Source organism: Novosphingobium sp. UBA6272 (genome assembly GCF_002440635.1).
In the GTDB taxonomy this organism is placed as follows: domain Bacteria; phylum Pseudomonadota; class Alphaproteobacteria; order Sphingomonadales; family Sphingomonadaceae; genus Novosphingobium.
Genome location: NZ_DJUW01000016.1, coordinates 73,893 through 85,938 on the forward strand (window position 1 = coordinate 73,893; position 12,046 = coordinate 85,938).

The 12,046-nt window shown below is 63.3% G+C and carries 12 protein-coding genes; 5 read left to right on the forward strand and 7 right to left on the reverse strand.

Annotated features, from left to right (window positions below; translation table 11 throughout):
• Positions 1–5 precede the first annotated feature (5 nt).
• Positions 6–1,562, forward strand: a complete 1,557-nt coding sequence (locus B2V17_RS08370) for a tetratricopeptide repeat protein (protein WP_292996886.1) — start codon at positions 6–8, stop codon at positions 1,560–1,562.
• Positions 1,563–1,706: 144 nt separating this feature from the next.
• The gene (locus tag B2V17_RS08375) at positions 1,707–3,230 is read left to right on the forward strand and encodes a hypothetical protein (protein WP_292996887.1); all 1,524 of its coding nucleotides are present in this window, start codon (positions 1,707–1,709) and stop codon (positions 3,228–3,230) included.
• Positions 3,231–3,253: 23 nt separating this feature from the next.
• On the opposite strand, the gene B2V17_RS08380 is transcribed toward B2V17_RS08375, so the two are convergent.
• The 7 genes from B2V17_RS08380 to B2V17_RS08410 all read right to left on the reverse strand — a co-directional run bounded on the left by B2V17_RS08380 (position 3,254) and on the right by B2V17_RS08410 (position 8,824).
• The gene (locus tag B2V17_RS08380) at positions 3,254–4,153 is read right to left on the reverse strand and encodes a CPBP family intramembrane glutamic endopeptidase (protein ID WP_292996888.1); all 900 of its coding nucleotides are present in this window, start codon (positions 4,151–4,153) and stop codon (positions 3,254–3,256) included.
• A 45-nt stretch (positions 4,154–4,198) separates the two neighbouring features.
• Positions 4,199–4,966 (reverse strand): isocitrate lyase/PEP mutase family protein, encoded by a 768-nt coding sequence (locus tag B2V17_RS08385; protein WP_292996889.1) that lies wholly within the window; start codon positions 4,964–4,966, stop codon positions 4,199–4,201.
• Complete coding sequence (locus tag B2V17_RS08390) at positions 4,963–5,982, reverse strand: bifunctional transcriptional activator/DNA repair enzyme AdaA (protein WP_292996890.1); 1,020 nt, start codon at positions 5,980–5,982, stop codon at positions 4,963–4,965. Before B2V17_RS08390 ends, B2V17_RS08385 begins: the two co-directional genes overlap by 4 nt.
• Positions 5,979–6,458: a DUF1203 domain-containing protein gene (locus B2V17_RS08395; RefSeq protein ID WP_292996891.1), complete on the reverse strand. Its 480-nt coding sequence runs from the start codon at positions 6,456–6,458 to the stop codon at positions 5,979–5,981. Before B2V17_RS08395 ends, B2V17_RS08390 begins: the two co-directional genes overlap by 4 nt.
• A 75-nt stretch (positions 6,459–6,533) precedes the next feature.
• Complete coding sequence (locus B2V17_RS08400; protein WP_292996892.1) at positions 6,534–7,361, reverse strand: TauD/TfdA dioxygenase family protein; 828 nt, start codon at positions 7,359–7,361, stop codon at positions 6,534–6,536.
• Positions 7,362–7,411: 50 nt separating this feature from the next.
• A complete protein-coding gene (locus B2V17_RS08405) occupies positions 7,412–8,137 on the reverse strand; it encodes a type 1 glutamine amidotransferase domain-containing protein (protein ID WP_292996893.1) in 726 nt (241 codons plus the stop codon).
• 3 nt (positions 8,138–8,140) lie between these two features.
• Positions 8,141–8,824, reverse strand: coding sequence for a dienelactone hydrolase family protein (locus tag B2V17_RS08410; RefSeq protein ID WP_292996894.1), 684 nt, complete (start codon positions 8,822–8,824; stop codon positions 8,141–8,143).
• Between the two features lie 154 nt (positions 8,825–8,978).
• Between B2V17_RS08410 and B2V17_RS08415 the strand changes: the two genes are divergently transcribed.
• The 3 genes from B2V17_RS08415 (at position 8,979) to B2V17_RS08425 (ending at position 12,037) form a co-directional block, all read left to right on the forward strand.
• The gene (locus B2V17_RS08415; protein ID WP_292996895.1) at positions 8,979–9,533 is read left to right on the forward strand and encodes a F0F1 ATP synthase subunit delta; all 555 of its coding nucleotides are present in this window, start codon (positions 8,979–8,981) and stop codon (positions 9,531–9,533) included.
• Between the two features lie 6 nt (positions 9,534–9,539).
• On the forward strand, positions 9,540–11,069 hold the full coding sequence (gene atpA / locus B2V17_RS08420; RefSeq protein WP_292996896.1) for a F0F1 ATP synthase subunit alpha: 1,530 nt from the start codon (positions 9,540–9,542) through the stop codon (positions 11,067–11,069).
• A gap of 89 nt (positions 11,070–11,158) precedes the next feature.
• Positions 11,159–12,037 (forward strand): F0F1 ATP synthase subunit gamma, encoded by an 879-nt coding sequence (locus B2V17_RS08425; protein ID WP_292996897.1) that lies wholly within the window; start codon positions 11,159–11,161, stop codon positions 12,035–12,037.
• Positions 12,038–12,046 lie beyond the last annotated feature (9 nt).

Below are 12,046 nucleotides of genomic sequence, written 5' to 3' on the forward strand. Positions count from 1 at the left end.
CATCGATGAGGATCGTCTTCGGGTTGGCGATGTTGCTGACAGCCAGTCCGGTCTATTCTGCCGTTTGGCGCGAAGCTGAAACAACCCATTTTCGAATCGTAAGTTCAGGCGACGAAAAGAATCTGCAGAAATTTGCCGAACGGCTCGAGCATTTCCATACATTGTTGCGGCTGGCCACCGGAGCCAATGAGGCAAACAAACCGGTCGTCAAAGTTCGGGTCTATCTGGTCCCCAGCGTTGGCGACGTCAAACGGTTGTATGGCAACCTGAACAGCGATGTAGCCGGGTTCTACAGCCCCCGCGAAGACGGCGCGATCGCCGTGGTTCCGCGTAACACTGGAGACGGCATTTTCACGGGCCAGCTGGTTCTGTTTCACGAATATGCGCACCACTACATGCTGCAATACACACCCGCGGCCTATCCATCCTGGTACGTCGAGGGCTTCGCCGAGATCGCCTCGACCGCATCGTTCGAACGCAAGGGGGCAATCACCTTTGGCAAGGCCGCCACACATCGACAGTACGAAGTCGATGCCGGCATGGGCTATCCCGTCGCAAAAATGCTCGACGGCAGCTACATCAAGGATCGCGCCAAGGGTCGTGGCTGGAGCTATGGCGACGCTTGGGTACTCAGCCACTACCTCACTTTCAGCGATAGTCGCAGGGGCCAGTTCCGGACCTACCTCAACGCCATCAACAACGGTCGCAAGATGGGCGATGCCGCGCAGGCATTCGGCGATCTTGCTACTTTGCAGCGCGAAGTTGGGGCCTACTTGACCGAAAGGAGCTTTCCCTACCGCGCAGTTCCGATCGCCGAAGGTTCGGCTGGTCCAATCAACACGCGCGTGCTTGGCGAAGCGGAATCTGCGCTGATCGACGCCGCCATTGAATTCGAACGCCGCACGGATCTGCCGGAAATGCCCGATGAGGATAGTGAATCCGCCGATTCGAAGAGCAAGAAGGACGATTTTGAGAAGCGCCTGGCCAAGGCAAAGCAAGACCGCACCAATTGGATTGCCCAGATCGAAGCGGTTGCAGCGCGCTATCCGAATGACCCCGCCAGCTGGCTGATGATTAGCGACATCCGTTGTGAGATCGAGGAATTTGGCGCTTGTGCAACGGCAGCGGAACGCGCACTTGCACTCAACCCGAACAGCAGCCGCGCCCTGACCAGCAAGGCCGAAGCCATGATCGGACTAGCCGCCGACTTGCAGCTGGATCAGCGTAAAGTCCGAATTCAAGCGGCTCAGGAACTCCTGCTCAAGGCTAATTCCCTCTCCCCGAATGACCCATTGGCGCTGCTGCTGTTCTACGGAAGTTTCGGCAAAATGGGCCAACCGGCCAATCCCGAAGGTTTGGCGGCGCTGCTAACCGCGGTTCAACTCGTCCCACAACTTCCGGCTCCGCGCTTGCTGTTGGCCCAGGAATTTATCCAGCGGGGCCGATTGAGGGATGCGCGAATCATTCTGCGCCCGCTTGCATATTCACCGCACGAGAACGCGGCCAGCATGCGGGCCAGGGCACTGCTCGAACAGGTTGAATCGATGCTTGGCACAGGCTGACCCAAGCGCGGGCGCTGCGGTCGCTCGATCATGTGGTCGCTCTTCCGGGGAAGCTACAGGGCCTTCTGTAACCAAGCCATTCGTCGCCCATCCAAACCAAACTAAGCTGTTGTCTGCAAACACTTGATCCGGCAATCATTTGTGATGAGCTCGATTCGTGTTTGCTTTGCCGCGCTGTTGGTAGTTTTCGCCCAGTTTCTTGCCCCCGCCGCCGCTCAGGCCAAATGGCTGAAGGCAGAGACCCGGCACTTCATCATCTACAGCGAGGGCAGTGAAAAGGAGCTGCGCGCCGCCGCGATCAAGCTGGAGCGCTTCGACGCCCTGCTAAAGCTGAAGTTCGGGTTCGCAGAAAAGCCTTATCAGCCGAAATTGCCGATCTACTATCTGGCCCGGCAAAGCGACGTCCAGAAGCTGACAAAAGGTTGGCAGCCAAACGCAGCTGGCTTCTTCGCCCCGCGCCCGGAAGGCAGTTTTGCGGTCGCCAACCGTGAAAAAGCCAACAACGAGTTCGATTTGGGATCCGACGGAATCCTGATGCACGAATATGGCCATTACTTCATGTTCCGCCATGCCTCGTTCCCGTACCCGACCTGGTACATCGAAGGCTTCGCTGAATTCGTTTCGACCACAACGATCGACAACGCCGGTAACTGGACCATGGGCAAACCCGCCTATCACCGTGCGGGCAGCCTGATGAACATGGACAAGCTGCCGATCGACCAGATTTTGTTCAGTCGCTATCGTGGCCTGTCCAAGGCCGATACCAGCGTGTTTTATGGCCGCTCATGGCTGCTCACGCACATGTTGCTGACCAGGCCGGAGCACAAGGACAAGCTAGCAGTCTATTTCACCGGAATCGCCGCAGGAAAGGATCCACGCCAGGCAGCAACCGAAGCTTTTGGCGATCTTGCCGCGCTGGACCAGACGCTCGATCAATATCGCAACCAGAAGCTGACATTCATTGCTTCAAATGCCCCGATCCAGACTGATACTTCAGTGCAAATCAGCGTGCTAGACGCGATGCGCGAAGCCTTGATTCCGTTGCACCTCGAACGCTTGTCGGCCACGGACATTTCAAGCGTGCCGGGGCGTCTCGAGCAGGTGGCCGCGCTTTATCCGCGCGAGGCAGAGCCTCTCTATGAATTGGCCATGGCCTATCGCTGGCTCGCGTCAAAGGCTCAGCCGGACGAACGGACTGCTTTTGAAGCCAAGGCCGAAGCCGCGATCGATCGTGCGCTGACGCTCGATCCGAAGCACGCCCGCGCCAATGTGATCAAGGCCGACTATGTCATGCGGCGGCTGCGCATCGCCGGCGATATGAGCCCGGAAAAGTGGTCGGCCGCGAGAGCTTACCTTTTGACAGCCAACCAGGCTGCGAATGATGATCCGATGGTGCTGGTCGCCTGGTACGACAGCTTTGGCCGCCAGCGTCGCAAGCCAAGCCAGACTGCACGCGATGGACTGGCCCGCGCCTTTGAATTGGTGCCTGAACTGCCGGAAATTCGCGCTCGCTATGCCTATGACCTGGCCGATCAGGGTCGCTTTGATGAAGCGATCAAGCTGGCGGAGACCCTGGCTTTCAATCCGCACGTCGGGCAGCAGGGCGCACTATTGCTCGAACGGATCAAGGCAATGCGCGATCGCAAGGCATCCAGGCCCGAGGAGTGACGCAGGGTCATTGGCGGGGCGGCTCAGGTCGCTGATTTTCCTCGCCGCCACATAGGCGCAACGACCTGGCCGCGCCGCACCGCAAACGCCAGCAGCGCCAAGCCCGCCAGCGTTGCCACCACCATCGCGACCACGCTGGCCTCAAGCCCGAAGTCGCCGCCAGTCAGCCAATCCGGCCCGATCCGTCGGGTGATCAGCAAGCCAAGCGGGGCCTCTCCGCCCGAAACGGGCACGCTGAATATCCAGCCCTGGGTGAAGTTCCAGGCTGCGTGAATGCCGATCGCGAGCCACAGCCGCCGGGTCAGCAGATAGGCTGCGCCAAGCAGGATCCCGGCCTCGAGCGCGATCGCCAGCGAGGAGAACCAGGTCGCGTCTGGATTGGTGATGTGGAGCGCCCCGAACAGGGCCGAGGTGAAGGCGAGCGAGCCCCAGGTGCCGATCAGCGTTTCCATATGGCGGAGCACGATCCCGCGGAACAGCACTTCTTCCATCGTGCCGCTGACAACCGCGATCGCCAGCATTGTCCAGATCTGCCCGGCGCCGCGCAAGCCGAGAAACTCGATCCCGCCCATCAGCGCAACGATGCCGGTCATCAGGCTGAACAGTACCGTACCAATCGCGATCCCGGCGGCCAGTTCGGGCATCGCCCCGCTCAGCGGCAGTTCGGTATCCTCGGCGCGCTCGATCCAGCGCTTATAGGCCTTGTAGCCCAGCACCACGGCCACAGCCATCAGCACAGCGCCGAAAGACTTTTCCGGCGTGTTGCGGGCAAAGCCGAGCTGCTGGTATGCCTGCCCTACCCCCGCCGCGACAACGCTGATCCAGACGAAACCGATGATCATCAGCGTCAGCGGAAAAGCCACGATCCGCCGCAGCAGTGAAGGTGTGGACGGGGTCGAAGCGGGGTGTGTTATGCTATCCATACACCTCAATTGCCCAATTCAGCCCGGCTTGCAACCGGTTTTGCCCTAGGTCGCGGCGTAAGGCACGATCTCTCCGGCAAAGACTGCCTTGGCCTGCCCCGCCAGCCAGTCCATCGTCGCCGCCCAAGGGCCATGGCCATAGCTGATCCGCGCGACGCCGCAGGCGGCGAGCTGGGCGCGGGTGCCGCGTCCTGGGCCCCACAGCACGTTGACCGGCAGCGGTGAGGCCGCGCAGATCGCGGTGATGGTCGGATGATCGCCTAGGAACGGCACGAACAGCCCGCCCGCTCCCGCCTTGGCATAGGCCTCGGCGCGTTCCAGCACGGCATCGATCAGGTGCTGTCCATAATCTTCCGGCTTGACCCCGCGATAGACGTCGGTGCGGGCATTGACGAACAGGCCGCTGCTGGCCGCCGCCGCGACCCGCTCTGCGGCTTGCACGACCGGCAACAGCGCTGTCTCGCCCGGCATTCGGTCTTCCTGATTGATCCCGGCCGCGCCAGCATCGAGCGCGCGGCGAACCGACGCTGCAACCTGCGCCGGGCTGTCGCCATAGCCGGTCTCGAAATCGAGCGTCACCGGCAGTTCGGTGGCCGAAACGATCCGCTCCAGATTGCGCAGCGCATCTTCGATCGAAAAGTCTTCGCCGTCCTTGAAGCCCTGCGCCTCGGCCACGCCATAGCTGCCAGTGGCGATCGCCTTGGCTCCAGCCCCGGCCACCGCCCTGGCACTGCCAGCATCCCAGATGTTGAACAGCACCAGCGGATCGCCGGGGACATGAAGCGCCTTGAAGGCCGCGATCTTGCTCGTCATTTCGATTCCTTTTCCAACAGGGCCCGTTTGATATCGAGGCCATAGGCATAACCGCCGAGATGCCCGCCGGTTCGAATTACCCGGTGGCACGGGATCAGCACGGCGACATTGTTCGCCCCGTTGGCGCTGCCCGCGGCACGGACCGCCTTGGGTTTGCCAACCGCTGCGGCAAGCTCGGCATAGGTGCGGGTTTCACCCTTGGGGATGCGCCGCAGCTCGCGCCAGACCGCTTCCTGAAAGGCGGTGCCCTTCACGTCGAGCGGGATGTGGCCGAAATCGCCGGGTGCTTCGACCGCCGCGATGACCTGGGCAAGCAAGGCTTCGAACTCGGCCCCGCCTTCGACCAGTTCGGCTTGCGGAAAGCGCTGGTCCAAGGCCTCGCGCCCTTCATTGAAAGACAGGCGGCAGACCCCCTTGGCCGTTGCCGCGACCAGCATCCGGCCAAGCGAGGTCTCTACCACCGACCAATGGATCACCGCCCCCCTGCCGCCATTTGCCCAGGCTGATGGTGCCATGCCGAGTCTCCCTTCGGTTGCTTCGTAAAACCGCGATGGGCCCGAATAGCCCGCTGCATAGATCGCTTGGGTCACCGAGCCTTCTTCGCTGAGGGCGGTCGCGGCCCGTTCGGCCATCAAGGCGCGGGCAAAGGCTGCCGGGGACAGCCCGGTGTGGCGGGTGAAGACCCGCTGGAAATGGCTTGGCGAATAGCCAGTTTCCTCGGCCAGCGCCGCGAGCGCCAGCGGTTGGCCCGCCGCCTTGATTGCTTCGATCGCCGATAGCACCGCGCGCTCGTCGCGGCTGACATCGTCGGGCAGGCAGCGCTTGCAGGGCCGCAGTCCCGCCGCCCGCGCCGCTTCACCATTCGCGAAGAACCGCACGTTGCGGCGCGCGGGATGCCGCGCGGCACAGCTCGGCCGGCAATAGATGCCCGTGGTCAGCACGCCGGTGACAAAGCGCCCGTCAAAGGCGCGGTTCCGCTCTGTCACGGCGGCCCAGGCTTCATCGTCGGCGATCATGCCGCTGCTCCTTCGTGGCGCTCGATCCGCGCGGCGAAGCAGCCATGCGCGGCGTTGTGCGCATCGATATAGGCGATTGCGGGATTGGCCAACAGCTCGGCGATCTTCGCTTCGGCATCATCCGGCAGGGCCAGCCGCGCATCGCGCAGCACTCCGCTCGCATCGAACCCGCGCAGGCCCAGCGGCCGCCCCTCGAACACCGGCGGCAGGCAATCAACATAGCGGACCGGCGCAGCATCCTTGCGGACATAGATCGCATAGGCACTGCGGTAGGGCGTATCGACCGCGTGGCTGGTGTGATGGAGCAGGATCAGCTCGTCCCCGGCGCGGGCATCCTCCAGGCTGATCCGGCAGGGAAAGCCGCGATCAGCCAAAGCCGTCACCCGGCGGGCGCGGCGCTCGGCAAGCTCGGCATCGGACATTGCGAACAGCGGGGCGAACTGCGCGGGATCAAGGCCGCTAATGGCGTAAGTCATGGGGTTCTCCTTGGTGTTGGAGACCCAATGCCGCGATTCGCCCAGCGCCGCGTCCCGCGCCTTGCGGTCAAACCATCACGCCCCGATCGGCTCGCCCGTGATTGTGATCCGGTGCATCACCCGGCGATGGCCATGGTAATCGTTCATCGCCAGGTGCCAGGTTGCGCGGTTGTCCCAGATCGCCACTGAACCCGGTTGCCACTGCACCCGGCACTGGAATTCGTCCCTGCTGCCGAGTTCATAAAGGTACTTGAGCAGGGGCAGGCTTTCCGCGCGGGTCCAGCCTTCGAAATGGGTGGTAAAGGCACCGTTGACGTAAAGCAGCTTTCGCCCCGTCACCGGGTGCCGGATGATCACCGGGTGGACCGCGCGGGTCGAAAGCTCCTGCCCGGTCATTTCCCCGGCGAGGTCGGTCTGCGAATAATAGCCGCCCGGCTGATAGATGTGATCGGCAGTGTGCACCGCACGCAGAGTGGACAGGGTCTGCTTCAGCCCGTCGGACAAGGCATCATAGGCCGCGCCCATGCTTGAAAACAGCGTATCGCCGCCCTCCGGCGGCAGTTCGCGCGCGACCAGGATCGAGCCCATCGCCGGCACCTGGTCGAAACTGTGATCGGTGTGCCAGCCCCCGCCGATATTGTTTTTTTGGCTTTCAGCCTTGCGCACTTCGGCGATTTCGGGCCAGCCGCTGTTGGTCGGGAAGAACGGATTGACGTCGATCCCGCCCCAGCGCTTGGCAAAGGCGATGTGCTGTTCAGGCGAAAGGTCCTGATCGCGCAGCACAGCAACGCCGTTGCGATAGACCGCCTGCTTAAGCGCATCGAGCGCCTCACCTTCGAGTGATGCCATCTGGACGCCGGTGATTTCGACGCCGACGTGTTCGGCAAGCGGGCTTTGGTGCATCGAGCTCTCCTGTAAGGCGAACTATGCCACGCCCTGCGCCATCGGCAAGTTCAAAGCAGGTCATTCATCCTGAGCGCCAGAGTCCAGGCATCCCCCGGCCAGCGCGCGGAGAGGTAGTTTCCGTCCTGCACCACGAACCCGGCCTCAGGGCTGCGCTTGCCAGCATAGCGCGGGAACAGGCCGCCGCGTTCGAACATGCCGCCGGGGCGGATCCGGTGCTTGACCTCGGCCTCGACCGACTTGGGATAGGTCCGGTAGTGGCCCCGCAGCGCGCGCTGGGTCAGCTGGATCGCGATCTTTTCGAGCGGTTCGGTCAGCGCGGTGGTGCGGCGTCCGGCCAGCACCCCGGCGCGGGCCAGCGGCAGCACTCCGTGGCACACGGCGCTGACCGGCTTATCGGCGCCAAAGCATTCCTGCGCGATCCGCTGCACTTCGGAGCTTTCGCAATAGGGCTTCATCCCCGGGGCGTGGCCACCGGGGAAATGGAACGCATCGAAGCTGGCCACGCGCACCTTGGCCCAGCTCAGCGGCCGATTGTAGTTCCGGTCCTCCCGCATCGCCGCATAGGCCTCGCGCGCCTCAACCCGCGCCTGAAGCGAGCGGGCGATCAGCGGCAGCCCCTTGCCAGTCAGCGTAACCGGATCGCAGGCGGCCGGCTGACCGGTCTCGGTCGCAAAGCAGACCTCGTGGCCGGCCCCTCTCCAGACCAGCCACGGCAGCGCAACCTCGCTGGGGTCGTAGTCGGTCTGGGGCAGGATGATCAGGATGCGGGCCACGGCTCAGCCCCCCAACGCCTTGAACAGCATCAGAGTTCGCTCTTTCGCCAGTTCGGCGCTTTCCGGATGGTAATCCTTGCGCCGGTCGGAATTGAAGCCGTGGCCGGCCTCATAGACAAAGTGCTGCGCGGTAGGGTGCTGTTTTGCGATCAGCTTCTCGACCCCGGCAAAATCGACCAGGTTGTCATAGCGCCCGAAGTGGGTGATCGTGGCGCAGCGCGGTGCCTCATCGGCCCAGCGCCCGGCAATATGCCCGCCGTAGTAACAGCTTGCCGCGTCCAGCTTGTCCGAAGTCTGCGCCATCCGCCAGGCGAGCGAGCCGCCATAGCAATAGCCGACCGCGAAAGTCGGCCCGCCGCGTGCAGCGATCCAGTCGATACAGACTTCGACATCGGCCAGGCTGCGCTCGATCGGGTGCTCGTCGCGCGCGATCCGGATCGCACGCTCCCAGTCGGCCCCGGTATAGCCCAGCTCAATTCCCGGCTCGATCCGATCGAACAGGGCCGGACTGATCACTTCATAGCCGTCCTCGGCATATTCGGCGCACATTTCGCGGATATGTTCGGTCACCCCGAAGATCTCCTGCAACAACACCACCCCGCCCCGCCGCTCGCCTTCGGGCATGACGTGCCAGCAGGGCAAGGCGTGCCCATCGGACATGGTCAGGTGCATCCATTCGCCGCTCATAGCCCTCTCCGCCAAATTCGTTTTCCGGAATGTCCTTGCCCCACCTTGCATCGCAGCACAATCATGGCTATGCGCGCCCCCGTCTGGGGGGTGGCGGTGCGTTCCGCGCGCCGATCCGCCCCATCACTGCACCCGATGCAAGGAACAAGAGCGCGTGGAGAATTCCGGCGGCATTTCGGCCAGTTTGCAGGGGCGTTACGCCTCTGCCCTTTATGAATTGGCTGCTGAAAACAAGGCAGTTGCCGCGGTCGAGAAGGATCTCGGCGCGCTGGGCCAGGCGCTGACGGAATCGGCTGACCTCGCGGCGCTGATTCGCAACCCGCAGGTCGGGCGCGAAGCTGCGGCCCAGGCGATGGACGGCGTGGCCAAGCTGATGAAGCTCTCGCCGCTTACGCACAAGTTCCTTGGCGTGCTGGCCCAGAACCGCCGTCTTGGCGTGCTGCCGCAGATCGTCAGCGCCTTTGCCGCAATCGCCGCCGCCGCCCGCGGCGAGGTCAAGGCCGAGGTCACCAGCGCCCACCCGCTGAGCGATGCCCAGCTGAAGGCCCTCGCCGCCAAGCTCAAGGCCCGCGAAGGCCAGGACGTTACCCTTTCCGCCTCCGTCGATCCTGCGATCCTCGGCGGCCTCGTCGTCAAGATCGGCTCGACCCAGATCGACAGCTCGATCCGCACCCGTTTGAACTCCCTCGCGCAAGCGATGAAAGGCTAAGAAGCAATGGATATCCGCGCCGCTGAAATCTCGAAGGTCATCAAGGACCAGATCGCCAGCTTCGGTACTGCCGCCCAGGTCTCGGAAGTCGGTTCCGTGCTCTCGGTCGGTGACGGGATCGCCCGCATTCACGGGCTGGACAATGTCCAGGCCGGTGAAATGGTCGAATTCGCCAATGGCGTGAAGGGCATGGCCCTGAACCTCGAAGCCGACAACGTCGGCGTCGTGATCTTCGGCTCGGACAGCGAGATCAAGGAAGGCGACCAGGTCAAGCGGACCGGCACGATCGTGGACGTTCCCGTCGGCAAGGGCCTGCTCGGCCGCGTGGTCGACGCGCTCGGCAACCCGATCGACGGCAAGGGTCCGATCAAGGACGCCGTCCGCCAGCGCGTCGAAGTCAAGGCTCCGGGCATCATCCCGCGCCAGTCGGTCAACGAACCGGTGCAGACCGGCCTCAAGGCGATCGACGCCCTGGTCCCCGTCGGCCGCGGCCAGCGCGAACTGATCATCGGTGACCGCCAGACCGGCAAGACCGCCGTCGCGATCGATACCTTCATCAACCAGAAGGGTCCGAACTCGGGCACCGACGAATCGAAGAAGCTCTACTGCATCTACGTTGCCGTCGGCCAGAAGCGCTCGACCGTTGCGCAGATCGTCCGCCAGCTCGAAGAAAACGGCGCGATGGAATATTCGATCGTCGTCGCCGCGACCGCGTCGGAACCGGCTCCGCTGCAGTACCTGGCGCCCTACACCGGCGCGACCATGGGCGAATTCTTCCGCGACAACGGCATGCACGCCGTGATCGTGTACGACGACCTTTCGAAGCAGGCCGTGGCCTATCGCCAGATGTCGCTGCTGCTGCGCCGCCCGCCGGGCCGCGAAGCCTATCCGGGCGACGTGTTCTATCTCCACAGCCGCCTGCTGGAACGCGCGGCCAAGATGAATGACAGCATGGGCGGCGGTTCGCTGACGGCCCTGCCGATCATCGAAACCCAGGCCGGCGACGTTTCGGCCTACATCCCGACCAACGTGATCTCGATCACCGACGGCCAGATCTTTCTTGAAACCGGCCTGTTCTATCAGGGCGTTCGTCCGGCCATCAACGTCGGTCTGTCGGTCAGCCGCGTCGGCGGTGCTGCACAGACCAAGGCGATGAAGAAGGTTTCGGGCTCGATCAAGCTGGAGCTGGCGCAGTACCGCGAAATGGCGGCCTTCGCGCAGTTCGGATCGGACCTTGACGCTTCGACCCAGAAGCTGCTCAACCGCGGTGCGCGGCTGACCGAGCTGCTCAAGCAAGCCCAGTTCAGCCCGCTGCCGTTCGAAGAGCAGACCGTGTCGATCTTCGCCGGCACTAACGGTTATCTGGATAACGTCCCGACCGGTGACGTGACCCGCTATGAAGCCGAAATGCTCAGCTTCATGCGCGAAAAGCACGCCGACGTTCTGAAGACCATCCGCGAAACCCGCGACTTCGGTGACGACGCCAAGAAGGGCACCGTTGCCGCCCTCGAAGCTTTCGCGAAGCAGTTCGCGTAACAGACTAACCCCGCTCACCCTGAGCTTGTCGAAGGGTGGTCGCGCGGGGCTTCGACAAGCTCAGCCCGAGCGGGCCTAGGAAAGTTTGAATGGCAAGTCTGAAGGAACTCAAAGGGCGGATCAACTCGGTCAAATCGACCCAGAAGATCACCAAGGCCAAGCAGATGGTCGCGGCCGCCAAGCTGCGCAAGGCGCAGGCCAATGCCGAAGCTGCCCGGCCCTATGCCGGACGGCTGGCTGCGGTCATGGCCTCGATCGCCAGCAAGATCACGGTCAGTGAGAATAGCCCCAAGCTGCTCGCCGGCACCGGCAAGGACCAGGTCCATCTGCTGGTCGTCGCCAACAGCGACAAGGGCCTGTGCGGCGCGCTCAATTCGAACATCGTCAAGGCTTCGCTGGTCGCCGCGCGCGAGCTTGAAGCCCAGGGCAAGACGGTGCTGTTCTACCTGGTCGGCCGCAAGGGCCGCGCGGTGATCCGCCGCGCCTATCCCAAGGCGATCCTCGACCAGTTCGACACCACCCACGTGCGCGAACCGGGCTATAGCGAGGCCGAGCAGATCGCAGATGCGCTGCTCGCGCTTTACGAAGCCGGCAAGTTCGATGTCGCGCACCTGTTCTACGCCCGCTTCCAGAGCGCGCTGGCCCAGGTTCCGACCCAGCAGCAGATCATCCCGGTTCCGGCCCCCAAGGCCGAACTGGCGGCTGGCGGCGATGCGGCGGTGGAATACGAACCCGACGAAGAGGAAATCCTCGCCGCGCTGCTGCCGCGTTATCTCAAGACCCAGCTGTTCGGCGCGCTGCTTGAGAACATGGCGTCAGAGCAAGGCGCCTCGATGACCGCGATGGACAACGCCACGCGCAACGCGGGCGATCTGATCAACAAACTGACCATCCAGTACAACCGCAGCCGTCAGGCCGCGATCACCACTGAACTGATTGAAATCATTGCTGGCGCGGAAGCGCTGTAAGAGACCGAA

What these genes read in the sequence shown, in the direction of transcription:
- atpA (WP_292996896.1), top strand. Translation starts at nt 9,540, where the DNA reads ATGGATATCCGCGCCGCTGAAATCTCGAAGGTCATCAAGGACCAGATC.
- B2V17_RS08385 (WP_292996889.1), bottom strand. Translation starts at nt 4,966, where the DNA reads ATGACGAGCAAGATCGCGGCCTTCAAGGCGCTTCATGTCCCCGGCGAT.
- B2V17_RS08425 (WP_292996897.1), top strand. Translation starts at nt 11,159, where the DNA reads ATGGCAAGTCTGAAGGAACTCAAAGGGCGGATCAACTCGGTCAAATCG.
- B2V17_RS08390 (WP_292996890.1), bottom strand. Translation starts at nt 5,982, where the DNA reads ATGATCGCCGACGATGAAGCCTGGGCCGCCGTGACAGAGCGGAACCGC.
- B2V17_RS08370 (WP_292996886.1), top strand. Translation starts at nt 6, where the DNA reads ATGAGGATCGTCTTCGGGTTGGCGATGTTGCTGACAGCCAGTCCGGTC.
- B2V17_RS08395 (WP_292996891.1), bottom strand. Translation starts at nt 6,458, where the DNA reads ATGACTTACGCCATTAGCGGCCTTGATCCCGCGCAGTTCGCCCCGCTG.
- B2V17_RS08375 (WP_292996887.1), top strand. Translation starts at nt 1,707, where the DNA reads ATGAGCTCGATTCGTGTTTGCTTTGCCGCGCTGTTGGTAGTTTTCGCC.
- B2V17_RS08400 (WP_292996892.1), bottom strand. Translation starts at nt 7,361, where the DNA reads ATGCACCAAAGCCCGCTTGCCGAACACGTCGGCGTCGAAATCACCGGC.
- B2V17_RS08380 (WP_292996888.1), bottom strand. Translation starts at nt 4,153, where the DNA reads ATGGATAGCATAACACACCCCGCTTCGACCCCGTCCACACCTTCACTG.
- B2V17_RS08410 (WP_292996894.1), bottom strand. Translation starts at nt 8,824, where the DNA reads ATGAGCGGCGAATGGATGCACCTGACCATGTCCGATGGGCACGCCTTG.